Origin of the sequence: Clostridium sp. AM43-3BH (genome assembly GCF_003479985.1) — a bacterium.
Lineage (GTDB): Bacteria > Bacillota > Clostridia > Lachnospirales > Lachnospiraceae > Otoolea > Otoolea fessa.
In genome coordinates this window covers 1-24788 of the sequence record NZ_QUIH01000009.1, presented here as the reverse complement: position 1 = coordinate 24788, position 24788 = coordinate 1, and the positions used below count along the sequence as shown (strand labels likewise).

The window sequence follows — 24788 nt, the reverse complement described above, 5'->3', positions numbered from 1 at the left end:
GCTGCATGCGAGATTTGATACAGACAACCGGAATGGTGCTTTATGCAGCCCCGGTCGGTGAATTTGATAAACGTCTGATTCTCCTGACGGGAGACCGCGGAAAAATCACGGCATTTGCCCGCGGGGCGAAGCGCACTGGAAGTTTGCTGCGTGCGGCAAGCCGGCCTTTCGCATTTGGAACCTTCACACTTTCTGAGACGCGGGATGCCTACAATCTTTATGGCGCGGAGATCGAAAACTATTTCGAGGGACTTGAACAGGACGTTGAGTGCGCCTGCTACGCCTCCTATTTTGCTGAATTCGCCGAATACTTCGGAAGAGAAGGTCTGGAGGCAAGAGAAATGCTGCGATTACTCTACCAGTCCTTCCGTGCCCTCCTAAAACCCGCACTCCCCAACAAACTTGTACAGCGTATCTTCGAGTTAAAAATCATGGTCATCAACGGCGAATACACCGAAGATCCACCCCTGCGCGCCGGAGACTCCGCACGCTACGCCTGGCAGTACGTCATCTACACGCCGATCGAGAAGTTGTATACATTTCTTCTGAAAGAAGATGCATTTGCACAATTTGCGGCGAATGTGGAGCGGAATAAGAGGGCGTATGTAGATAAAAGTTTTCACTCATTGGAGATATTGCAGACGATTACATAACATACAACTATCCAGGGAGGAGCTGTTTATATGCCAGAAGCCAAATTCCACCAGAAAATCGCCTGGTTCAATTTCATCTGCTGCCTCATGGTCATCTGGACGCATTCCGGCAACGCGGATCTGTTTTTCCCGGAACTGGGGAAGGACGCACCGTGGTGGCATTTCCAGTACCCGGTCATGCAGGAAATTCTGCGGGTGGACATTCCATGCTTTATCATGCTGTCTGCCTACCTGTTCTACCGGAACTTCACGATGAAGCGGCTGGGAGAGAAATTAAATAAACGTCTGCATTCGCTTCTGGTTCCGTACCTGCTCTGGAATACCATCTACTACGTGGCGTATGTGGCGGCGAGCCGGATTCCGGGACTGCAGACGATCGCCAACCGGACGGATCTGGTGATTACGCCGTCGGGCGCATGGCAGGCGATCACCAAGTACACCTTCAATCCGGTGTTCTGGTTCATGTACCAGATCATCCTGCTGGTGCTGCTGGCACCGGTGCTGTATCTGTTTCTGAAAAATATCTGGACCGGCGCGGCATTTCTGCTGGTGCTGCTTGTGGCACTTTTCAAGGGGGTGGCGCTGCCGGAGCTGAATCTGGACGCCATGATTTATTATTCCTTTGCCGCCTATGCGGCGCTGCACGGGAGAAAATGGGCGGAGGCGGTATGGTCGTGGAAGCGGGCGGCACTGGGGGTGTGCCTGCTGGCAGTGGGAATCGTGCTCAGCAGGAGCTATTATACCCACTATTTTGTGCCGGGAATCGTTCTCTACCAGCTTCTGGCAGTCATCGGTATCTGGATGATGGTAAACGAGCGCTGGCTGGGAGAAGTCAGACCGTTTATGACCTGCACCTTTTTTATCTATGCGACCCACTTTGTGGTGGTCCGTTTCCTCAATAAGGCGGCGGCGCTGCTATTTCCGGGCAGCCAGCTGGTTTCGATGTTTATGTATGTGTGCATGCCGCTGCTTGCAGTGACACTCTGTTATCAGGCGGCGCGCGTGTTGCGGAGGTACCGTCCGGACATCTGGAAGACCCTGAATGGGGGACGTTGACAAAAAGCAGGATTTACGGTTGAAAGGCAGGTATCTCTGGAAACGGAAGTGCGAGTATGCGTTTTTTCAGGTCCAAGTCTTGAAAATACATAGAAAAGCAGGTATACTATAAAAACTTGGTTGTAGGAGCATTTTTGCGCTTGGGAGGAAGAGCAATGAAAAAAAGAGGATTTCTTCTGGCAGCGTGTACCGTGGGTGTGATGCTGTCCGGCTGTGGCTCACGGGAAACCGCCTTTTCCCCTTCGGAGAGCTGCGTATATGTGGCAAAAGACGGAGCGCTGTCGAGTGCTCTGGTGGAGCAGACCGGCGGTATTTCGGTCGATGAGAATGAATTAAAGCAGTATTTAGAGACGGCAGTGATTCATTTTAATGAAGAAAAAGGCGCCGGGGCGCTGGCACAGAACCAGAAAAATGCCGAGAGATTGCCGGCAGCATTGAAAAGTGTGAAGGCGGGAAAAGACACGGTGACTGCGATCTTTGATTATGCTTCCTTTGAAGATCTGAAAGCATTCGGAGAGACGAATGACAATGAGGACACCAGCAACTCCCTGACGACGCTGGAGGCAAAGCCGCTTTCGGAGGCGATTGCCGATGGATGGTTTTCCGAGGGTGAGCTGGTAAAGGCAGATGGAAGCGAAGCCGGAACGGATACGGTTCAGAATGAAAAGAGCGGCATGACAGTCCGGAGCGAGGGCGGTGCGACGCTGATGGTCGGCGGAAAAGTGCTTTACCGCAGTTCGAATACCGAGTTAAAAGACGATTCAACCGTCAGTCTGCCGGAAACAGGCACGGCTTATGTGATTTTTAAAAGATAAAAAACAGAATGATTGTTAAATTCGTCCATCTGCCAGATATCGAAAGAAGAGGCGGGGACGGGTACAATGATAAACGAATCAGGAGGACAAGACAAATGGAAAAGACGATGGACAAAATCGTGGCGCTCGCAAAATCAAGAGGATTTGTATATCCGGGTTCTGAGATTTACGGCGGCCTTGCCAATACATGGGACTACGGCAATCTGGGCGTAGAACTGAAAAACAATGTAAAACGTGCATGGTGGCAGAAATTTATTCAGGAAAGCCCGTACAACGTAGGTGTAGACTGTGCGATTCTCATGAACTCCCAGACATGGGTGGCATCTGGACATCTGGGCGGCTTCTCTGACCCGCTGATGGACTGCAAGAGCTGTAAAGAGCGTTTCCGTGCAGATAAGCTCATCGAGGACTATATGGCAGAGCACAACATTGAGATCGAGGGTTCCGTAGACGGCTGGTCCCAGGAGCAGATGAAACAGTACATTGATGACAATAACATCTGCTGTCCGAGCTGCGGCAAGCATGATTTCACCGACATTCGTCAGTTTAACCTGATGTTCAAGACTTTCCAGGGAGTTACCGAGGATGCAAAAAACACCGTATATCTGCGTCCGGAGACTGCACAGGGTATCTTTGTAAACTTCAAGAACGTACAGAGAACCTCCCGCAAGAAGATCCCGTTTGGTATCGGTCAGATCGGTAAATCTTTCCGTAACGAGATCACACCGGGTAACTTTACTTTCCGTACCAGAGAGTTCGAGCAGATGGAGCTGGAGTTCTTCTGTGAACCGGGAACCGACCTTGAGTGGTTTGCATACTGGAAACAGCACTGCATCGACTGGCTGCAGACACTTGGCATCAAGCCGGATGAGATGCGCGCGCGCGACCATTCTCCGGAAGAGCTGTGCTTCTACAGCAAGGCGACGACCGATCTGGAATTTCTGTTCCCGTTCGGATGGGGCGAGCTGTGGGGTATCGCAGACCGTACCGATTACGATCTGACCCAGCATCAGAACACCTCCGGTCAGGATATGACCTACTTTGACGATGAGAAGAAGGAGAAATACATCCCGTATGTGATTGAGCCGTCCCTGGGTGCTGACCGTGTAACCCTGGCATTCCTGTGTGCTGCATACGATGAGGAAGAGATCGGAGAGGGCGATGTGAGAACCGTTCTTCACTTCCATCCGGCGATTGCACCGGTTAAGATCGGTGTGCTTCCGCTGTCCAAGAAGCTTAACGAGGGAGCAGAGAAGATCTACGCAGAGCTTTCCAAGTACTACAACTGCGAGTTCGACGACAGAGGAAACATTGGTAAGCGTTACCGCCGTCAGGATGAGATCGGTACTCCGTTCTGCATCACTTACGACTTCGAGTCGGAGACCGACCAGGCTGTTACCGTCCGTGACCGTGATACCATGGAGCAGGTACGTGTGCCGATCGCCGAGTTAAAGAACTACTTTGAGGATAAGTTCCGTTTCTAATTATTTAAACAGACGTAACTGTTCAGTACCTTCACAGTTACAAATAGACAAAAGAGCAGAAACCATATTCCGTGAAACAGGGGGTGGTTTCTGCTTTTTGTGTTAGAGAGGATTTGTGACATTTTGCAAAGAACGAAATTTATTTTAGGTCAGGAAAGGATGATATCCGGCAGACTGTGAAATTGATTCCTCAGTTTGTGCCACAAATAGGGACGAAAGAACAGAAAAAAACAGGAGGAGTAGGAGCTGTTCTGGATAGTCATCTCATTTAATATTCGCGAAAATTACAAAAAAATATATATTGATCGAAAAAAAGTTGGAAAGAATTCAAAAAAACTCTTTACTAGACCGCAGTTTATGTTATAATATTCACGATGGCTTTTATCTTTCACATAAATACAAATATGTGAATGTAAAACATAAACGAGTATAGGAGGAAAATACTTATGGCAAAATGGGTTTATATGTTTAGCGAGGGCGACATGACCATGCGTAACCTGCTGGGAGGAAAGGGAGCGAACCTGGCGGAGATGACAAGCATCGGTCTGCCGGTTCCACAGGGATTTACAATCACAACTGAGGCTTGTACCCAGTATTACGAAGATGGTCGCAAGATTAACGACGAGATCATGGCACAGACCATGGAAGGCGTTAAGAAGATGGAAGAGCTCAATGGAAAGAAATTTGGCGATCTGAAGAACCCACTGTTAGTATCGGTTCGTTCCGGTGCGAGAGCATCCATGCCAGGTATGATGGATACCATCTTAAACCTTGGTTTAAATGACGAGGTAGTTGCAGCGATGATCGCAGGCAACCCGGACCCGAAATTTGAGCGATTTGTATATGACTCCTACAGACGTTTCATCCAGATGTTCTCGGATGTCGTTATGGAAGTTGGTAAGAAATACTTCGAGCAGCTCATCGACAAGATGAAAGAAGAAAAGGGTGTTCAGTACGATATCGAACTGACTGCTGCTGACTTAAAGACTCTGGCTGAGCAGTTCAAGGCTGAGTACAAAAAACAGTTAGGTGAGGACTTCCCGTCTGACCCGGTTGTTCAGTTAAAATTAGCAATCGAAGCTGTATTCCGTTCCTGGGACAACCCACGTGCGAACGTATACAGAAGAGATAATGATATTCCGTATTCCTGGGGTACTGCAGTAAACGTAATGCCGATGGTATTCGGTAACTTAAACGATGAGTCCGGTACAGGTGTTGCATTTACCCGTGACCCGGCAACCGGCGAGAAGAAGCTGATGGGCGAGTTCTTAAAGAACGCACAGGGCGAGGACGTAGTTGCTGGTGTTCGTACTCCGATGCCGATCGCTCAGATGGAGCAGGAGTTCCCGGAAGCATATGCAGATTTCATCAAGGTTTGCGATGTGCTTGAGAACCACTACCATGATATGCAGGATATGGAGTTTACTGTAGAGAACCGTAAACTTTATATGTTACAGTGCCGTAACGGTAAGAGAACTGCTCAGGCAGCTCTGCAGATCGCTTGCGACCTGGTAGATGAAGGCCATAAGACAGAGGAAGAAGCAGTCGCTATGATCGACCCGCGTAACCTCGATACACTGCTGCATCCGCAGTTTGACGCTGCTGCATTAAAGGCAGCTACTCCGCTTGGAAAAGGCTTAGGTGCTTCTCCGGGTGCTGCTTGCGGTAAAGTTGTATTCACTGCAGAGGATGCTGAGAAATGGGCTGAAAAGGGCGAGAAGGTTGTCTTAGTTCGTCTTGAGACCTCTCCGGAAGACATTACCGGTATGAAGGTTGCTCAGGGTATCTTAACCGTTCGTGGTGGTATGACCTCTCACGCAGCCGTAGTTGCCCGTGGTATGGGTACCTGCTGTGTATCCGGATGCGGCGACATCGCTATGGATGAAGAAAATAAGAAATTCACATTAGCTGGTAAAGAGTTCAACGAGGGAGACTTCATCTCCATCGATGGTACAACCGGTAATATTTATGAAGGTGAGATCAAGACCGTAGATGCTACTATCGCTGGTACATTCGGCCGCGTTATGGCATGGGCTGACAAGTTCAGAAGACTGAAAGTTCGTACAAACGCAGATACACCGGCAGATGCTAAGAAGGCAAGAGAGCTTGGCGCTGAGGGTATCGGTCTTTGCCGTACCGAGCATATGTTCTTCGAGGAAGACAGAATCGCTGCTTTCCGTGAGATGATCTGTGCTGACACTGTAGAAGAGAGAGAAGCAGCTCTTGATAAGATCCTTCCGTATCAGCAGGGCGACTTCGAAGGTCTGTTCGAGGCTCTGGAGGGCAACCCGGTAACTATCCGTTTCCTGGATCCGCCGCTGCATGAGTTCGTTCCGACTGAGGAAGAAGACATCAAGAAACTGGCTGACGCTCAGGGCAAATCTGTAGAGTTCATCAAGAACCTGATTGCTTCCCTGCATGAGTTCAACCCGATGATGGGTCACCGTGGACTTCGTCTGGCAGTTACCTATCCGGAGATCGCTGTTATGCAGACCAAAGCAGTTATCCGTGCAGCTATCAACGTACAGAAAGCTCACGCTGACTGGTCCGTAAAACCGGAGATCATGATTCCGCTTGCTTGTGATGCAAAAGAGTTAAAATATGTTAAGGATATCGTAGTTAAGACAGCTGACGAAGAGATCGCTGCAGCTGGTGTCGATCTGAAGTACGAAGTAGGTACCATGATTGAGATCCCGCGTGCTGCTCTGACCGCTGACGACATCGCAAAAGAGGCTGAGTTCTTCTGCTTCGGTACAAACGACTTAACTCAGATGACCTACGGCTTCTCCCGTGATGATGCAGGCAAGTTCCTGAACGCTTACTACGACAAGAAGATCTTCGAGAACGATCCATTCGCAAAACTGGATCAGACCGGCGTAGGCAAGCTGATGGAGATGGCGATCAAGTTAGGTAAAGCAGAGCGCCCGACTCTTCATGTAGGTATTTGCGGTGAGCACGGCGGCGATCCGTCTTCCGTAGAGTTCTGCCATAAGATTGGTCTGGACTATGTATCCTGCTCACCGTTCCGTGTGCCGATCGCTCGTCTGGCTGCTGCTCAGGCAGCGATTGCCAATGCAGGAAAGTAGAAGAGCGTAAATATTTTTACTTCACAACGCTGATTGTTACAAGGGATGATGTGAATGAGTACATGAAATATCATGCTGAGTACACGAAAGCGAACCGATTTAAAGATATTGTTTGCAAAATCTATATATAACTCGAAAGGGAAGCGCAATGCTTCCCTTTCTTATATCTCTCGATTAGGACTAAATCCTTAAAGCTATGGCTTAAAAAGGACTTAGTCCTTTTTTATATGCAAAATAAAAATTTTTTAAAGGAGGTTCACTATGAACAACACAGCGTTAGGAGCAGAAAACAATAAGAAACAGACAATCAATTTTATCAGCGAAGCACATGAAAAATTCTACTATGAAAAATTAAAAGAGGTACGCTATCAGGATGTGTACCACAAGGCACTTTGCTATTGTCTTGGTATCAGTGATGATACGAGAAGAAATATCAATAGCATCTATGATTTTAAAACAGGATGTGTAAAAACAGAGTGTCTGCATGAAGGCTGGCAGACCAGTGGCAGTATGAAGGTGGTGCGAATGGCATTTAATCTGTATTGCAACGGCACACCGAGTGTAGATGATTACACAAAAACAGAGGAACAGGTAAACGAGTGCAGGCAGTATACAGTGGAGGACTTGTTCTGCTGTGCCTATGCACCTTTCTTTTGGCAGGCGATACAGATCCGCTATCCGGAGTATGCGACTTATAACCGGGAACTGTATGCCTTATTTGGAGGAGCAGACTAATGTTAAAAGTCAGACTGATGGGAACAAAGAATGACATTGTATGGTTTCAGAAAATTTTACAGCGTCATCCCAAAATTGAGGTATTGGAAATATCAGAGCTTTATAGCAACAAAGGAACAAACAAATATTACAGAGCTTATGCGGAAGTACAGAAAAGCAATGTGAAAAATCAATAGTAGAGAATAAGGAGAATTTTATCATGTGTAAAGTTATAGCAATCGCAAATCAGAAGGGTGGAGTTGGAAAGACCACCACAACAAGCAATTTAGGAATCGGACTGGCAAAACAGGGAAAGAGAGTTTTGCTGATAGATGCAGATGCACAGGGTAGCCTTACGGCAAGTCTTGGTATTCAGGAGCCGGATAGACTGGAAATTACACTTGCAACCATTATGGCATCCATTATCAATGATGAGGAAATAAAACCGGAGTACGGCATTTTAAGACATGAGGAAGGTGTGGATTTCATGCCGGGAAATATTGAGCTTTCCGGTTTGGAAACCTCGCTTGTGAATGTTATGAGCAGGGAGACGGTGCTTCGTACCTACATAGAACAGCAGAAAGACCGCTATGATTACATTCTAATTGACTGTATGCCATCACTCGGCATGATTACGATAAATGCTTTTACCAGTGCGGACAGTATCTTGATTCCGGTACAGGCAGCGTATCTGCCGGTAAAAGGTCTGGAACAGCTGATTAAAACTATTGGAAAAGTAAAGAGACAGATCAATCCGAAACTGGAGATTGAGGGAATTTTGCTTACAATGGTTGATAATCGTACCAATTATGCCAGAGACATCAGCAATCTGCTGATTGAAAATTATGGAAGTAGAGTGCGGATATTTGAAAACAGTATTCCAATGTCGGTAAGAGCTGCGGAGATTTCTGCGGAAGGTGTGAGCATTTATAAGCACGATCCGAATGGCAAGGTAGCAAGTGCCTACCAATCACTGACGGAGGAGGTGCTTGGCAATGAGTAAGACAGGAAGTGCCGCAAAGGTAAAGTTGAACAGTTTTGATGATTTATTTGGAACGGAGCAGCCACAGACAGGAACAGAGCAGGTACAGGAAATCGCATTGTCAGAACTGCATGAGTTCAAAGGACACCCGTTTAAGGTACTGGATGATGAAAAGATGCAGGAAACGGTAGAAAGCGTCAGGGAGCATGGAGTGTTGATGCCAGGCATTGCCAGACCAATGAAAGATGGCGGTTATGAGATTATTGCCGGACATCGCAGGAGACACGCCTGTGAGCTTGTCGGACTTACTACAATGCCGATGTTCATCCGTGATTATACGGATGACGAAGCTACGATTATCATGGTAGATTCCAATATTCAGCGGGAGGATATTCTTCCGAGTGAGAAAGCAAAGGCATACAGAATGAAATACGATGCAATGAAGCATCAGGGAAGTAAGGAAGGCGGACTTACGCTTGGAGAACTGGGAGAAGCGGCAGGAGAGAGTGCAAAGACGGTTCAGAGATATATATGGATTTCACGCCTGTCGGATTCGCTACTCGATATGGTGGATGCAAAGAAAATCGGTATCATGCAGGCGGTTGACTTATCATTTTTATCAGAGGATGCACAGCAATGGGTTTTGGTTGCAATACAGGAAACAAATGTTGTTATCACAACTCAGCAGAGTGCCATGCTCAAGGAAAGTGACAAAAAAGGGGAACTTACCTTTCCGATGGTTCGCATGATGTTGGAAAAAGAGAAAACCGTGGAGCGAAAGGTTGTCATAAAAACAGAGCGCATTAACAATTATTTTCCTGCGACATACAGCAGGGAGCAAATAGAGAATATTATTTATCAGTTATTGGAGAATTGGAAGAGCACACAGTAGAAAGGAGGAGCCGGGAATGAGTGAAATATTACAACTGGATTATTATTATGGAATAGAAGCAGAACAGTTCTCATTCTATCGTGTTCCCCGCCTGCTGATCAAGGATGAAAGATTTAAGAAATTATCCAGTGATGCAAAACTTTTATACGGTCTGATGCTTGATCGTATGTCCTTATCTATAAAAAATGAGTGGTTTGATGAGGACAATCGGGCATATATCATATACACCATAGACAGTATTATGGAAGATTTGGGGTGTGGAAAGGAAAAGGCGGTTAAGGTTCTTGCAGAGCTGGATTCTGTTAAGGGAATTGGGCTGGTAGAGAAAGTGCGTAGAGGATTGGGCAAACCGGACATCATATATGTGAAGAACTTTGCTTCACTGGCAGAAAATGTAGATGAAAAAAAGTCTAGAAACACTGATAAAATCACAGAAGTCGGAAAATCAGACTTCAAGAAGTCGGAAAATCGAACTCCAAGAAGTCCGGAAATCGAACTTCAAGAAGTCGGAAAATCGAACTTCAAGAAGTCGGAAAAACAGACCTCTGGAAGTCCGGAAATCGAACCTCAAGAAGTCGGAGAATCGAACCCTAATTATACTAACTATAATCAGACTGATTTAAACTATACTGAGGAGAGTTATATCAATCCTATCATTCAATCTGATTCAAGGAAAAAGGATACGATGGATGTGATGGATGATGTCCAGACATACATAGAGCTAATCAAAGAAAATATCAGTTACGATCACCATATGCAGTATGATGGTTATGGAAAGAGAGAGCTTTACGATGAACTGTTCCAGGTAATCTGTGAGGTAGTCTGCGTGAAGCATCCAACAATCAGGGTAGCAGGAGAAGAATATCCGTATGAGCTTGTGAAATCAAGGTTTTTGAAACTGGAAAGCAGCCATTTGGAATATGTGATTGGCTGTATGCAAAATACCACCACTAAAATCACAAATATCAAGGCATATATGGTTACGGCACTTTATAATGCACCCACTACGATAAATCATTTTTATCAACAGGAAGTGCAGCATGATATGTATGGGGGAGGCTGGCATGAAAAGGGTATTGTTTAAGGTGATACTGCCATTGCTTGTGATTGCAGCGTGGATGAATATGTGTTATTGGATTTGCATAAGGGCAGATGGCTTTGATTTTTTCCTTTACTGGATTATGATTGGATGCCCCTATGGTATCCGAAAAATGTGTATGTTTATTGTGCCGAAGAACTTTGGTATTGCTGGGAATATAGGAATTCTGGCATTAAATTGTGTCATTGGAGGTGTGATAGGCGGAGGAATTATTATTATTAAGATTACAAGTATATTTATCGAAATACTAAATTTTGTAAGATGTAAAAAATAGCCCGTTTATGCTATAATTGGTCTTATCTTAAAAGACTGGGAGAATATTTCATGAGTAATAATAGTTTTGATATAAGTGGTGATCTGGTTAGAATACACACTGCAGATGGTATGTTTCATGCGGTTGCATCTATACGGGATGATTATCGTGATGAATTGATGTCTGTCACATGGGGAAAGAACGGAAAATACTTTTACAATGCAAAATTGGGATACTTGCATAGATATATTATGGAAAAGTGGTATACAAAGGAAATTCTTGATACTATGACAGCAGATAATTTTGTTGTTGACCACATGGATGGAGATGGTTTTAACTGTAATATAAATAATCTATGTTTTCTCTCAAGAAATGAGAATGTAGCCAAAGGAAACACATTAGATATAGAGTGTAAGAATACAGAGCATATTGCATTAAAAATGTTTAAGGATTTTCAAACGGAATTGATACAGATTACCATTTTCTTTAATTACCCTGCAAAGTTAATATTGGAGGGACTTGAAAGAGATGCAGTGGTGGAACTGGCATTTTTATTATATGATGCTGATTACAGAATTGTTATAAATGATGCTCGTTCAATTATGTTAGATTATCGGAACAATTATGAATTTATTCCTAATAAACTTAGATTTATTGATTATCAAATAGAGGGAAGTTATGGTGTGGCACCAGGTATAAAATGGTTTGAAGAATATATTTCTGGGAAACATGGACATGGGGTTGCATTACTAAATCGGGTGGCACCAATTAAAAATTGGACGAAAGAGAAGAAAAGGGAATATATAAGTATTAGGTAAAAATAGCAATAGGGCAGTTATGAGTCGAGAGATTTGTAACTGCCTTTTTATAACTTCTGGTCACAACGTCCAGAAGTGGAAAGGAAATAAAATGGAATCAATGCGTGATACGAAACGGATTATGGAGCGGGAGATTAAGAAAGGCAGTACACCGCTTCAATTTGAAAGGATTGAACTGGACGCAACCTGTTATCAGGAGATCGCATCAAAAGAGAAATTGACAGAGGTATTGAAGTATCTCCATAGAGTGGGGGAATATAAGGCATTGGCGGGCAAGACCATAATCAATAATGTCTATACGTTTATGAGAGGAAAAACACCGGATTTTACAAGGGCAAGAAGTGTTTTTGACAGGGAGAAAATCTATCATCAGATGCTGCGGCAGGAGAAAAAGTTACAGCCGACTTATCAGGGAGACTGCTATGTCGAGACGGCAAGGTGTTACTTTTCTTTGCCGGAGGAAGAATGGAATACACACAAGATGACGTATCAGAAGAATGAAGCGTTTGGATTTATTATGTCAAACAAGTATATTTTGGGGTTATATAAGTATTGCAGGGAAGCTAGGCGGGATTTTGCTGTATGTTCAGCCAAAGTACCGGACAAAGGGAATGAGGTGGTTAATCGGCTTATGGATATGGAGGATGTAGAGGTATTGGCACATTGTCTGTTATTGGATGATGTGGTGCTGCGGGACGGAGAGATTGAAGCTAAGCTCTATACAATTTTTATAGGATAGTGAAAAAGTAACAGCGTTAAGGCAGGTATGAGATCGAAAGATTTTGTAGCTGCCTTTTTTTATTGCAACAACTTCTGGTCACAACGTCCAGAAGTGGAAAGGAACAAAAATGAGTAAAAAAAATGGAAAGAAGTTATTGATTGCGGTTGCAGTAGGGGCAGTTGTGGTAAAGGCAGTGAGGGATGTCATAAAGGCAAAAAAGCAGGAAGAAGAACTCAGGTCTGCATTGGATGATTTTTATGAGGAAGAACTGAACTGGTGGGACAGGGAGTTTGAGGAAGGAGAGGAATTGTAAATATGGGAATGAAAATACAGCTCCACAGGCTGTTGGTTCCACCCTGAATCCAATCGGTGCAGATAAGGAAGGAGGTACACCGTGCAGGAGGAAACAACACAGAAAACGATTGCTCTTGCAATCAAGACTTCCAAGCTGACCGCAAGCGTTTTACAGAAGGCAATGAAGATGTATCTGGAGCATCAGAAGCATAAGGAGCCTTCGCATGGGAAAATTCCGGTAAAAAAGCTGGTCGGTCAGGGAGAGGGTGCAAAGTCCATTGAGGTTACGGATAGCAATATAAAATCCTTTGAGCGTGTCGCAAGGAAATACAATGTCGATTTCGCAGTAAAAAGGGATAAGACCACGGAACCACCCAGGTATCTTGTATTTTTCAAGGGCAAAGATGCCGATGTGATTGCACAGGCATTCAAGGAATTTGTAAAAGTTAATGAGAAAAAACAGCAGCGTCCGTCACTCAGACAGAAACTGAAAGGACTTCAGAAGATTGTTGCACAGAATAAAAATAAGGAGCGCAGCAGAGAGAAAAATAAGGACAGGGGACAGAGCTTATAAGCAAGGTCATTGACGGGATTGTGAAAGATTTGCAGTCAATTCCGAAAAATCTCAAAGAAAAAACAAAAGGGGTAAATAAAAAGCAGCTTGCCCTGAAATGCGCTCCCTATGTGATCTTCGGGTATGTTCTGAATAAGGTTTCATGGCTGTATGGACAGCAGGCAGGTGATAACACCTTACAGAAGGTGTTGGACACGATCAATGGGATGGGAGGTGCGTTTGTAAACCCGTTTCCCAGTTTTATGCCAAGGGATTTACTGGTTGGCGTGGGATGCGGGATAGGATTTCGTATGGTAGTATATTATAAAGCGAAAAATGCAAAGAAATTCCGGCAGGGAGTAGAATACGGTTCGGCAAGGTGGGGAACTGCCAAAGACATAGAGCCTTATGTCGATCCGGTATTTGAAAACAACGTGCTTTTAACGGCAACGGAGCGTCTTATGATGTCCGGCAGACCAAAGCAGCCGAAGTATGCGAGAAATAAAAACATACTTGTAATCGGTGGTTCCGGTTCCGGAAAGACCAGATTTTTTGTAAAGCCGAACCTCATGCAGATGCACAGTTCCTACGTTGTGACTGATCCCAAAGGCACAGTCCTCGTGGAATGTGGCAAAATGTTGTCCAAGAATGATTACCGGATCAAGGTGCTGAATACCATTAACTTTGCAAAATCAATGCATTATAATCCTTTCGCTTACATCCGGAGCGAAAAGGACATTCTGAAACTCGTAAACACAATCATTGTAAATACCAAAGGGGAAGGACAGCAAGCCTCTGAGGATTTCTGGGTGAAAGCCGAAAAGCTCTATTACACGGCACTGATCGCATATATCTGGTACGAAGCACCGGAGGAAGAACAGAATTTTTCCATGCTGATTGATCTGGTGGATGCCAGCGAAGCTAGGGAGGATGATGAAAATTTCAAAAATGCGGTTGACCTGCTGTTTGAGGAGCTGGAGCAGAAGAACCCAAACCATTTTGCGGTAAGGCAGTATAAGAAGTATAAACTTGCCGCAGGAAAGACAGCAAAATCTATTCTGATTAGCTGTGGTGCAAGGTTGGCACCATTTGACATCAAGGAGCTGCGTGACCTGACTGCTTATGATGAACTGGAGCTTGATACATTGGGGGAGAAAAAGACAGCACTGTTTGTCATTATCTCCGATACCGATGCGACATTCAATTTCATTGTAAGTATCATGTATTCGCAGTTATTCAATCTGCTTTGTGACAAGGCAGATGATGTATATAACGGAAGACTGCCGATTCACGTCCGGTGCTTACTGGACGAGTTTGCAAACATCGGGCAGATTCCACAGTTTGAGAAGCTGATTGCTACCATTCGTAGCCGGGAAATATCAGCTTCTATTATTTTGCAGTCAAAGTCACAGCTCAAGGCTCTGTACCGGGACAACGCTTCCACGATTGAAGGAAACTGCGACACTACCCTGTTTCTGGGAGGAAAAGAGAAAGATACTCTGAAAGATCTGGCAGAAATCCTTGGAAAAGAAACGATTGACCTTTATAATACCTCGGATACGAGAGGTACGAGCCAGTCCTACGGTCTGAATTATCAAAAGACCGGAAAGGAGTTAATGAGTCAGGACGAGATTGCGGTCATGGATGGCAGCAAGTGTATCATGCAGCTTAGAGGTGTAAGACCATTTTTCTCAGATAAATTTGATATAACGAAGCATAAGCAGTACCCGCTGTTATCCGATTATGACAAAAAGAATGAATTTGACATTGAAAAATACGTGAAGAACCGCAACAGACTTCGTTTTAAGAGGAATGATGTGGTGGATGAGGTATGCGATGTCGGAGAAATCACAGCTTAACTTCTGGTCACAGCGTCCAGAAGTGACTTTACAACTAAATATTGGAACTATTGTTATGGGAGTTTTTCTGAAAAATCACAAATCAGAACAGCTCCCTTTTTTCATTTAATTTTCAAGCAAAAGGAGACGATCAAATGGGCTTTTTTACAACATCAGTAACAGGACTTAAAACAGTAGTAACCGCAATCGGCGCAGGTGTAGGTGTGTGGGGAGTAATCAATCTTCTCGAAGGATATGGAAATGATAATCCAGGTGCAAAATCGCAGGGCATCAAGCAGTTCATGGCTAATTAAAGGGAACAAAAAGAAAGGAAAAGCCAATCCAGACGGTATCAGCGGCAGGCTACAAGAATAAATTGTGATTTCACAAGATTGGTGCTATAATAAGAGAAAAGTTCCTGCCGGGGCAGCCGCCCCGGTGGTATGGATAGAAAGGCAGGAAAACAATATGCACATCAGCTATAAACCACTCTGGCACACACTGTTAGAGCGTGATATGAGGAAAGAGGATTTAAGGCTTGCTGCTGGTATGACAACAAATATGATTGCCAACATGAGCAAAGAGGGAAAGCACATCAGCATGGATACATTAGCCCGTATCTGCGAAACGCTGAATTGTGAGATTACCGATGTGATTGAGTTAGTACCAGACGAGCCTGCTTCCACAGGAGGTAAGGAACATGAGCGAATTGAAACCAAGAATAAAAGAAAACGGAATTGATTATATCCTTGTTGGAGATTACTACATCCCGGACTTGAAGTTGCCGGAGGAACACCGCCCCATCGGAAAGTACGGACGGATGCACCGGGAATATTTAAGAGAAGTCTGCCCAGCCAGATTACACACATTGACCCTGACCGGGGAATTGTGGACATATCTTGCAGACCTGAACGAACAGGCACAGAAACGGTTAGACACCATCATGGAGCAGATGAAAGCTGCCGAGGGCGTGACCGAGGAATTGAAGCGTACCCGTCAAATGGAATGGGTGCAGCGTTGCAATAACATTCACAACCGGGCAGAAGAAATTGTTTTACATGAGATGATTTATTCATAACGGTATGGTAGAATGATTATTACAAATTAGAAGTTGTAAAGGAGACTTTGTATGGGTAGAAAAGAAATAACAACAAAAGAAGATTTAATGAAAGTAATAGAATTATTCGAAAATACTGGAATTACATACTGGTTGGATGGCGGATGGGGTGTAGATATTTTAGCTGGTAAACAAACAAGAATTCATAGAGATATAGATATAAATTTTGATGCTCAACATACGGAAAAATTGTTAAATGTGCTTTTGAATCTGGGCTATAAAATTGATACAGACTGGAAACCGGTTAGAATAGAGTTATATAGTGATGAACTTGGTTACTTAGACATTCACCCGTTCGTTTTAAGTGAGGACGGAACTTCAAAACAAGCTGATTTAGAGGGTGGCTGGTATGAGTTTGAAAAAGATTACTTTGGTAGTGCTTTTTTTGAAGGAAAAACAATTCCTTGTATATCCTTAAAAGGCCAAAGAGTTTTCCATTCAGGTTATGAATTAAGAGATAAAGATAAGCATGATATTTCAATTCTTGAAAGTTTATCAAAATAACATTGCTGTAATTTCTAAGATAAATTCCACTTTATCGCTTTGAAATTTTAACTGAATAAGTATAGCACCAACCGCTGCTACATGGAAGCAAACACAACCATGCAACAGCGGTTTTTCTTTACCGTTTTTTCCTTTGACTGATAGGAGTTCCTGTTTTCTTTGATTTTTGTAGAATCCGAATGAGCCAGCGAAATTCTTCGTCTGACAGATTTTTATAGTTGATGCCGAGCTGCTTGCAGTAAAGGACAACCAGCTTTTCATCCCGACTGCCCTTGAAATTTTCAACCGCTTCCAAATTTTCTTTCAATTCATCGGCAACGGTGGTCTGGGGCGCACTCTCGCTGTCCTTTTTGTGGGCTTCCCGAATATCCCGGATAATGAGATTGAGGTCATCAAGAACCATGTGGCTGAAATATTCATCATCGCTGATATGGGCGGCTTGCAGCACTTTCAAATGCGGGTCGTCTTCGCCGGGGCGATACCGTTCAATGATTTCATGCCGGACAGTATCGACAAGGGCGTTGAGGTTTTGAATCTGCATGGTGGCAATCCCATCTACATAAATCTCAATGTCCGCAAGAAACTTGATAAAGTCCTTATGAGTGGCAAGCTCACAGAGCAGACGGTTGTTAATCCGACCGCCTTTCAGAAGTGCCACCATCTCATCATTCAAATGCAGCTCTGTTAGTGGCGTGTTGATCTGCTCCCGGTTCTCTGTCCGGCACAGCAGATAATCAACGGAAACCCCATAGAAGTCTGCCAGCGTGATAAGGTTGCCATGATTGATTTCCTTATAATCCTCTTTTTCATAACTGCCAAGAGCTGATTTGGAAATGCCCGTCAGCTCTGATAATTCTTCCAGATTTAAGCCTTTGTCCTTGCGGAGTTCCCAAAGGCGTTCCTGTATGCTTGTCGCTCCTTTCATGGGCGCACGCTCCTTTCCGGCGGTTTCATTACTGCCGCTTAACTGGATTATATCATACTTTCCGCAATCGTGGAAATTTCTGATTTTTACCCTTAATTCCTACTTTGTGGACATACGGCACAGGGCACAAAAATGTTCTATGATACAGGTAGTTCATCGATGGATTATTCCAATCGAATGACCAGCCTGTGTGGGATATGCTTCCCCGGCGATGTAGCGCCATGACTTTTGGCAGGGATATGGAGGAACCCTGACCGAAACGAGCGTACCAAAGGGAGCAATACGCCGCTGTGAGATTCAGGGGAGGAACGACACCGGGGAGAACTGGCGAACTGATACCGAAATGATACCGAAACACGACAATCTGATAGGGGGATAGTCTACCCTATTGCTGATACTTCTGGAGATTTTAGACGGCTCTATGACCGTAATTTTGCCGAAAATCGCCCCGAAACTATACACTAAAACGGGAGGAAACGCAATATGCCGAGAATGAGCAAAAAGAGGAAGCATGAGCTTTCTTTTTACCTCAATGACCGGGGGCGTGTCACTTACAACGAATTATGCCGGAAATGCAAGCATGGGTGCAAGCAGAGCTTCCGGGCGGTTGTGGTTGACTGCCCCCGTTATTTATCCAAAAGAGCAAAGAAAAAGGAGGAACACACCGAATGAATTTTGAATTTATGACGATAGGCACACCGTTGCCGCCCTGTATGCCCTTTCCCAGAGCGTTGACAGGATTTCCAGTCAGCAGCACCGCAAAGGTCATGTACTGCCGGATGTTGGACGCTATGCTATCCAACGGACAGGAGGACGAGAACGGAATCCTGTTTATCTGCTTCCCTGTCACAGCCATTGCCGCAGTCCTGTCCCGCAGCCCCATGACGGTCAAGCGTTCTCTGAATGAACTGGAAACCGCCGGACTGATCATGCGAGTGCGTCAGGGCGTTGGAGAACCAAACAGGATTTATGTGCTGATACCGGGAAAGGAGGACGCTGCCCTTGCCTGATACCTCAAAGCTGGAAAAGCTCAACCGAGAGTTGGAAAAGAGTGAAAAGAAACTGCGGAAAGCCATCAATGATGAAAAGGCATTGCAGCACCAGCTAAAGCAGCTTACCCGAAAAGAACGGACACACCGGCTCTGTACTCGTGGCGGTATGCTGGAAAGTTTTCTGCAAGAGCCGGAACGCCTGACAGATGATGATGTCATGCTGTTGTTGACACTCATTTTTCACAGGCAGGACACGCAGGAACTATTGAAGAAACTGCTGGAACGTGAGAAGCCGGAAACCCCTTAGTTTACTAAGGGCGCAATTATACACCACCCAAAGGTTGGTGCATTGCGTTCTCCGAAGGCTCCTTGCCGGAGGGCTGTGATTTTTCGCAGTCATGGTCTGCTCCAAATCATACAGGGGACGCTACGCTTCCCCTGCGCTGGCTACCGCCAGCTACCCTTTTGTGGACTTGTCATCTGGGGACACCTTGCGTTGCAAGCTGTTCCCAGCCGACAAGTTTCATAAAATATGCTATCTTTTCGATAGGCAATAAAGTATAATAAAGTCAGCAATAAATCGGAATTTTACGGTCAGTAAGGAATGCGTAAAGTTATATGATTGTATTATAAGCGATTTGTTAAATTTTTATAACCACTTGTATTTGCCTGCGATTTATGGTATAATATTTTGAAATTTAGAAAGAGGTGGGAAGATGATTAACTTTTCTTGCAAATAAAATCAAAATATGCGGTAGTGCTATACTTTGGCATTATTGTGTCTATTGCAAGAAAGTTATATGTCTATCTTACTCAATATAGTGCTGTTGCCACTTTTGCTTAGTGGTGTTATTTTATGCTATGACGAGCTGCAAGGATAAACTTTCTTGTGGCTCTTATTTTGTTTTGGAGGTGCTTTATGAATAGTGCAGAACAGATAGTTACACATGATTCACTCCGTATAGTGTCGGTTCCTTTTGGTGAAATCTATACGTAGTAAACATTCACCGAACCGACTTTGTATCGTATGACATGCAAAGGAGGATAATATTTATGTCAATGATTAAAATTGAAAACCTTACGTTTTCATATCCGACAAGTTATGATAATGTTTTTGAAAATGTCAGTTTCCAGGTTGATACCGATTGGAAGCTTGGTTTTGTGGGCAGAAACGGACGAGGTAAAACAACCTTTCTGAATCTTCTGCTTGGGAAATATGAGTATAGTGGAAAAATCCTATCATCCGTACAGTTTGATTATTTTCCTTATCCCGTTTCAGATAAGAATCGTATTACAGAGGATATATTGCAGGAGATTTGCCCACTTGCGGAAGAATGGGAACTTATGCGAGAACTTTCTTATCTTGATGTTGATGTCGATGTGCTTTGGCGACCTTTTGAAACACTTTCCAACGGAGAGCAGACAAAGGTTTTGATTGCCGCTCTTTTTCTTAATGAAGGGCATTTCCTACTGATTGATGAACCTACCAACCATTTGGATGCCAAAGCGAGAAAAAGTGTGGCGGCATATCTGAAAAAGAAAAAGGGATTCATCTTAGTTTCTCACGATCGTCGCTTTCTTGACGATTGTGTTGACTATATTCTATCGATTAACCGAGCGAATATCGAAGTGCAAAGAGGAAACTTTTCATCATGGATGTCAAATTTTGAGCGACAGCAAGAATTTGAACTGGCTCAGAACGAACGTTTGCAAAAGGACATCAGACGATTACAGCAGTCGGCAAAACGCGCTGCAGTATGGTCTGAACGTGTAGAAGCTTCCAAAATTGGGGCAGCAGATAAAGGTTATGTCGGTCATAAAGCCGCCAAAATGATGAAGCGTTCAAAATCTATAGAAGCGAGACAACAACAGACAATCGAACAAAAATCAGCATTGCTGAAAAATATGGAAACCGCAGAAGCCCTCAAGATACAACCGCTTAATTACCATACAGATTTGCTTGCATCATTATCGAATGTAGTAGTTTATTATGATGGCATTTCAGTTTGTGAACCCGTTTCGTTTGAAATAAGACAGGGAGAACGCATTGTGCTTGATGGAAAGAACGGCAGTGGCAAAAGTAGCCTGTTAAAGTTGGTAGTCGGGCAGTCCATAGATTATACGGGTACAGTAACACTTGGCTCTGGGCTTGTAATTTCTTATGTGCCACAGGATACATCGTATTTATGTGGAACCCTTTCCGAGTTTGCAGAAGAAAACAACCTTGATGAAAGTTTGTTCAAGGCAATTCTTAGGAAAATGGACTTTGAGCGTGTACAGTTTGAAAAGGATATTAAAGACTTTTCTGGCGGGCAAAAGAAGAAAGTCCTAATTGCGAAAAGCCTTTGTGAAAAGGCACACTTGTATGTATGGGATGAACCGCTCAACTTTATTGATGTGTACTCACGTATGCAGATTGAACAACTCATAACGGAGTTTGCCCCGACCATGCTCCTGGTAGAACATGACAGTGTTTTTCGAGATACTGTGGCAAGTAAAATTGTGAATATCTAAATTGGTTCTTCCGCAATTTTACGTTTTTCGCTTTAATAAAAATGGAGAATGCTGATTTACACTGGCATTCCAGTATTGAAAAATTACAAAATACGGATAATTGCGTAAGAACCTCTAAATTAAAATAATTGTATGGGTTAATTCCAGCTTTACAGAGACTCAAATTCCAGTTTGTAGAATTAAGAAAATCGTAATTTGTGGAGGTAAAATATAGATGAATCAAGGTAGAATTATTGTAATCACAGGTGCGCCGGGGACAGGAAAAACTACAACGGCATCTGCTGTTGCAAAAGAATCAGATTTGGAAAAGTCTGTGCATATGCACACAGATGACTTTTATCATTATTTGAGTAAAGGGGCAATACCACCGCATTTGCCAGAATCAAATGAGCAAAATTTGATTGTCATTGAAGCGTTTTTAGAAGCTGCGAAGCGATATGCTCGTGGTGGATATGATGTAATTGTTGACGGTATTATCGGACCGTGGTTTTTAAAGCCGTGGCAAAGTCTTGTTCGGGAACATTATGAGGTGCATTATATTATTTTAAGGGCAAGTAAGGAAGAAACCTTGAAGCGAGCTGTTGAACGCTCAAAGTTAGACCGAAAGACAAATATCGAATTGGTAGAAACCATGTGGGAGCAATTTTGCAATCTGGGAATATATGAATCGAATGTTATAGATACGACCACTTATTCCATTCAAGAAACTGTTTCCGCAGTACAAGAAAAAATCGCAAGTAGGGCAGCGTTGTTGTCTTAGATTGTTTTGGTGCAATTCCAGTTTGTTAGCTTTACATCGGGTCAACTTGTCCCGAACTTTTACAACTAAATACCCGCCGCTCACACAGTGGCACACCGAGCAGGAAATCTGAAAAAGGTCTCCTGCTTTTTTTCTGCCCAAAATGAGGTGGTAAAACGCCACCCCATCCACCAATTAGCGAAAGGAGGGACACGAAATGCCTTGTCCACACAACGAAATCACGATTGTTCAGCGCAGCCAGCGGCAGTCTGCGGTTGCCGCCGCTGCTTACCAAAGCGGCGAAAAGCTGTTCTGTGAATACGACCAGCAAGTAAAGCACTACCCGGAAAAGCGTGGTATCGTCCACAATGAAATCCTGCTCCCGGCAAATGCTCCACAGGAATATGCAGACCGCAATACTTTATGGAATGCCGCCGAAGCGGTGGAAAAGCAATGGAACTCCCAGCTTGCAAGGCGGTGGGTGCTTACCATTCCCAGAGAGATACCGCCCGACCAGTACGCTGTCCTTGTACGGGAGTTTTGTGAACAGCAGTTTGTTTCCAAAGGCATGATTGCTGATTTTGCCATCCATGACCCCCATCCGCCGGGACACAATCCCCACGCCCATGTCCTGCTGACCATGCGGGCAATGGATGAACATGGAAAATGGCTTCCCAAGAGCCGCAAGGTTTATGACCTTGACGAGAATGGGGAACGGATAAAGCTGCCATCCGGCAGGTGGAAAAGCCACAAGGAGGATACGGTGGACTGGAACGACCAGAAGTATTGTGAAATCTGGCGGCATGAATGGGAGGTTATCCAGAACCGCTATCTGGACGCCAATGACCGCCCGGAGCGTGTGGACTTGCGTTCCTATGCCAGACAGGGGCTTGATATAGTCCCCACTGTCCATGAGGGGACTGCTGTCCGGCAGATGGAAAAGCGAGGTATCCAGACGAATATCGGCAACCTGAACCGGGAAATCAGAGCCGCCAACCGCCTGATGAAGTCCATCCGGCAGCTTATCCAAAACCTCAAAGGCTGGATTACCGAGCTGGGAGAAAAACGGAAGGAGCTGCTTGCACAAAAGGCGGCGGAGGAAGCGACACTTCTTCCCAATCTGCTGATGAAGTATATGGAGATACGAAAGGAAGAACGGAAGGACTGGACAAGGGCTGGACAGAACCGGGGGACTTCACAGGACTTAAAGGCAGTCAGCGAAGCCCTGTCCTATCTCCGGCAAAAGGGGCTTTCCACTGTGGAGGACTTAGAAGCGTTTCTGGAATCTTCCGGGAAATCAGCCGCAGATTACCGCAATCAGATGAAGCCAAAGGAAGCCCGGAGCAAAGTGATTGACGGGATTCTTGCCAGCCGGACAGACTGCAAGGAATGTAAGGCTGTCTATGAGAAGTACCAGAAGATATTTTTTAAGAAAATAAAGGGGAAATTCAAACAGGAACACCCGGAGGTTGCCCGGTATGAGAAAGCCGCTGACTACCTTGCCAAGCACCCGGACGATAAGGATAAAACGAAAAATGAGTTGCAACAGGAGCAGGAAACGCTTCTCAGCGAAATCGCAGAGCTGAAAGTACCACTGACCGAGGTACAGGAGGATTTGAAGAAGCTGCGGGACATCCGCTACTGGGTACGGAAAGCCACACCCGGCACAGAGGAAAGCAAAGAGCCGCCCAAGAAGCAGCCCATCAAAGAAGTCTTGCAGGATAAGACTGACGAGAAAAAAGCACAAAGAACCGCCCCGGCACAGGAGAAACACAGACAACAGGATATGGAACTTTAACAGGCACTTGCCATTTTCAATTAGAGAATGTCAGGTGCTTTTCTTATTTTCAAGGAGGGATAGATTTGAATGTATTCGAAGCTGTGAAGCAGTCCGTCACAACAAGACAGGCTGCGGAGTATTATGGAATCCATGTAGGTCGGAACGGGATGGCTTGCTGCCCGTTCCATAACGATAAAACCCCAAGCATGAAGCTGGATCGGCGTTACCATTGCTTCGGCTGCGGTGCGGATGGGGATGTGATTGATTTTGCCGCCGCCCTGTATGGGCTGGGAAAGAAAGAAGCCGCCGTACAGCTGGCACAGGACTTCGGGCTTTCCTATGAGGACTGGAAACCGCCGGGAAAGGTAAAAAAGCCCAAGACCCGGCAGAAATCCCCGGAGGAACAGTTTCAGGAAGCAAAGAATCGCTGCTTCCGTATTCTTGCCGATTATCTCCATCTGCTGATGGCATGGAGAACGGACTACGCCCCGCACTCCCCGGAGGAAGCCTTTCATCCCCGGTTTGTGGAAGCCTTACAGAAGCAAGCCCAAGTGGAATATCTGCTGGATGTGCTGCTGTTCGGGGAAACAGAGGAAAAAGCGGATTTGATTACGGACTACGGAAAGGATGTGATACAGCTTGAACAGCGAATGGCAGAACTTGCAGCCGCAGACGCAGCAAGAACTAAAAAACACTATGAACGCCATGCAGCCGCCCCAGAGCGTTGAGGAAATCAAGGCGGGGCTGGAAACCACCGAGAAAGGCGGTGTCCGTCAGAGCATACGGAACTGCCTGACCGTATTCCAACGTGACCCTCTGCTTTCAGGGGCTATCGCATACAACATCCTGACTGACCGCAAGGACATCATAAAGCCCATCGGTTTTCACAGAGAAAGCACCGCCCTGAACGATACGGACATGAAGTATCTGCTTCTTTATCTGGAAGAAACCTACGGGCT

At 44.9% G+C, this 24788-nt stretch carries 27 protein-coding genes and 2 pseudogenes; 28 read left to right on the top strand and 1 reads right to left on the bottom strand.

Annotated features, from left to right (window positions below; all coding sequences use genetic code 11):
* Window positions 1–5 precede the first annotated feature (5 nt).
* The 20 genes and pseudogenes from recO (at window position 6) to DW931_RS13625 (ending at window position 16879) form a co-directional block, all read left to right on the top strand.
* Window positions 6–653, top strand: coding sequence for a DNA repair protein RecO (gene recO, locus DW931_RS13715; RefSeq protein WP_118481870.1), 648 nt, complete (start codon window positions 6–8; stop codon window positions 651–653).
* A gap of 30 nt (window positions 654–683) precedes the next feature.
* Window positions 684–1709, top strand: coding sequence for an acyltransferase (locus DW931_RS13710; protein WP_118481869.1), 1026 nt, complete (start codon window positions 684–686; stop codon window positions 1707–1709).
* Between the two features lie 155 nt (window positions 1710–1864).
* Window positions 1865–2524, top strand: coding sequence for a hypothetical protein (locus DW931_RS13705; protein ID WP_118481868.1), 660 nt, complete (start codon window positions 1865–1867; stop codon window positions 2522–2524).
* A gap of 95 nt (window positions 2525–2619) precedes the next feature.
* Complete coding sequence (locus DW931_RS13700) at window positions 2620–4008, top strand: glycine--tRNA ligase (RefSeq protein ID WP_107001585.1); 1389 nt, start codon at window positions 2620–2622, stop codon at window positions 4006–4008.
* 446 nt (window positions 4009–4454) lie between these two features.
* Window positions 4455–7094, top strand: coding sequence for a pyruvate, phosphate dikinase (ppdK, locus tag DW931_RS13695; RefSeq protein WP_118481867.1), 2640 nt, complete (start codon window positions 4455–4457; stop codon window positions 7092–7094).
* A 261-nt stretch (window positions 7095–7355) separates the two neighbouring features.
* Complete coding sequence (locus DW931_RS13690; RefSeq protein WP_002593292.1) at window positions 7356–7829, top strand: DUF6075 family protein; 474 nt, start codon at window positions 7356–7358, stop codon at window positions 7827–7829.
* On the top strand, window positions 7829–8005 hold the full coding sequence (locus DW931_RS15990) for a hypothetical protein (protein ID WP_002593293.1): 177 nt from the start codon (window positions 7829–7831) through the stop codon (window positions 8003–8005). Before DW931_RS13690 ends, DW931_RS15990 begins: the two co-directional genes overlap by 1 nt.
* Window positions 8006–8028: 23 nt before the next feature.
* Window positions 8029–8811, top strand: coding sequence for an AAA family ATPase (locus tag DW931_RS13685; RefSeq protein WP_022036315.1), 783 nt, complete (start codon window positions 8029–8031; stop codon window positions 8809–8811).
* Window positions 8804–9682 (top strand): ParB/RepB/Spo0J family partition protein, encoded by an 879-nt coding sequence (locus DW931_RS13680; protein ID WP_002593298.1) that lies wholly within the window; start codon window positions 8804–8806, stop codon window positions 9680–9682. Before DW931_RS13685 ends, DW931_RS13680 begins: the two co-directional genes overlap by 8 nt.
* A 16-nt stretch (window positions 9683–9698) precedes the next feature.
* The gene (locus tag DW931_RS13675; RefSeq protein WP_002593299.1) at window positions 9699–10766 is read left to right on the top strand and encodes a DUF6017 domain-containing protein; all 1068 of its coding nucleotides are present in this window, start codon (window positions 9699–9701) and stop codon (window positions 10764–10766) included.
* Complete coding sequence (locus tag DW931_RS13670) at window positions 10747–11055, top strand: DUF6050 family protein (RefSeq protein WP_002593300.1); 309 nt, start codon at window positions 10747–10749, stop codon at window positions 11053–11055. Before DW931_RS13675 ends, DW931_RS13670 begins: the two co-directional genes overlap by 20 nt.
* Before the next feature lie 50 nt (window positions 11056–11105).
* Window positions 11106–11852: an HNH endonuclease gene (locus DW931_RS13665; protein WP_002593301.1), complete on the top strand. Its 747-nt coding sequence runs from the start codon at window positions 11106–11108 to the stop codon at window positions 11850–11852.
* A 91-nt stretch (window positions 11853–11943) separates the two neighbouring features.
* Entirely contained in the window at window positions 11944–12591 is a 648-nt protein-coding gene (locus DW931_RS13660; protein WP_038292237.1) for a hypothetical protein, read from the top strand.
* 109 nt (window positions 12592–12700) lie between these two features.
* Window positions 12701–12886: a hypothetical protein gene (locus DW931_RS13655; protein ID WP_002593303.1), complete on the top strand. Its 186-nt coding sequence runs from the start codon at window positions 12701–12703 to the stop codon at window positions 12884–12886.
* 81 nt (window positions 12887–12967) lie between these two features.
* Complete coding sequence (locus DW931_RS13650; RefSeq protein WP_002593304.1) at window positions 12968–13441, top strand: PcfB family protein; 474 nt, start codon at window positions 12968–12970, stop codon at window positions 13439–13441.
* A gap of 20 nt (window positions 13442–13461) precedes the next feature.
* Window positions 13462–15279 (top strand): VirD4-like conjugal transfer protein, CD1115 family, encoded by a 1818-nt coding sequence (locus DW931_RS13645; RefSeq protein ID WP_243034911.1) that lies wholly within the window; start codon window positions 13462–13464, stop codon window positions 15277–15279.
* A gap of 134 nt (window positions 15280–15413) precedes the next feature.
* Window positions 15414–15566, top strand: a pseudogene (locus tag DW931_RS13640) (Maff2 family protein); the annotation flags it as partial.
* A gap of 70 nt (window positions 15567–15636) precedes the next feature.
* Window positions 15637–15999 carry a helix-turn-helix domain-containing protein gene (locus DW931_RS13635; protein ID WP_007887891.1) on the top strand — a complete coding sequence of 121 codons (363 nt, stop codon included), beginning with the start codon at window positions 15637–15639 and terminating at the stop codon, window positions 15997–15999.
* Complete coding sequence (locus tag DW931_RS13630) at window positions 15959–16336, top strand: TnpV protein (RefSeq protein ID WP_002584333.1); 378 nt, start codon at window positions 15959–15961, stop codon at window positions 16334–16336. Before DW931_RS13635 ends, DW931_RS13630 begins: the two co-directional genes overlap by 41 nt.
* Window positions 16337–16387: 51 nt before the next feature.
* Entirely contained in the window at window positions 16388–16879 is a 492-nt protein-coding gene (locus tag DW931_RS13625) for an aminoglycoside-2''-adenylyltransferase (protein WP_002584332.1), read from the top strand.
* Between the two features lie 118 nt (window positions 16880–16997).
* Here the strand turns inward: DW931_RS13625 and DW931_RS13620 are convergent, their stop codons facing one another.
* Complete coding sequence (locus tag DW931_RS13620; RefSeq protein ID WP_002584331.1) at window positions 16998–17804, bottom strand: helix-turn-helix transcriptional regulator; 807 nt, start codon at window positions 17802–17804, stop codon at window positions 16998–17000.
* 483 nt (window positions 17805–18287) lie between these two features.
* On the opposite strand from DW931_RS13620, the gene DW931_RS13610 reads away from it, so the two are divergent.
* The 8 genes and pseudogenes from DW931_RS13610 to DW931_RS13575 all read left to right on the top strand — a co-directional run.
* Window positions 18288–18476 (top strand): hypothetical protein, encoded by a 189-nt coding sequence (locus DW931_RS13610; RefSeq protein WP_002584330.1) that lies wholly within the window; start codon window positions 18288–18290, stop codon window positions 18474–18476.
* Window positions 18473–18814, top strand: coding sequence for a DeoR family transcriptional regulator (locus DW931_RS13605; protein ID WP_002584329.1), 342 nt, complete (start codon window positions 18473–18475; stop codon window positions 18812–18814). Before DW931_RS13610 ends, DW931_RS13605 begins: the two co-directional genes overlap by 4 nt.
* Entirely contained in the window at window positions 18807–19103 is a 297-nt protein-coding gene (locus tag DW931_RS13600; RefSeq protein ID WP_002584328.1) for a DUF3847 domain-containing protein, read from the top strand. Before DW931_RS13605 ends, DW931_RS13600 begins: the two co-directional genes overlap by 8 nt.
* Window positions 19104–19849: 746 nt before the next feature.
* Window positions 19850–21310: an Lsa family ABC-F type ribosomal protection protein gene (locus DW931_RS13595; protein WP_002584327.1), complete on the top strand. Its 1461-nt coding sequence runs from the start codon at window positions 19850–19852 to the stop codon at window positions 21308–21310.
* Between the two features lie 214 nt (window positions 21311–21524).
* Entirely contained in the window at window positions 21525–22070 is a 546-nt protein-coding gene (locus tag DW931_RS13590; RefSeq protein ID WP_002584326.1) for an AAA family ATPase, read from the top strand.
* 196 nt (window positions 22071–22266) lie between these two features.
* On the top strand, window positions 22267–23847 hold the full coding sequence (gene mobQ / locus DW931_RS13585) for a MobQ family relaxase (protein ID WP_002584325.1): 1581 nt from the start codon (window positions 22267–22269) through the stop codon (window positions 23845–23847).
* Between the two features lie 65 nt (window positions 23848–23912).
* Window positions 23913–24557 (top strand): CHC2 zinc finger domain-containing protein, encoded by a 645-nt coding sequence (locus tag DW931_RS13580; RefSeq protein ID WP_002584324.1) that lies wholly within the window; start codon window positions 23913–23915, stop codon window positions 24555–24557.
* Window positions 24526–24788 (top strand): annotated as a pseudogene (locus tag DW931_RS13575) (virulence-associated protein E); the annotation flags it as partial. The gene DW931_RS13580 and the pseudogene DW931_RS13575, both read left to right, overlap by 32 nt.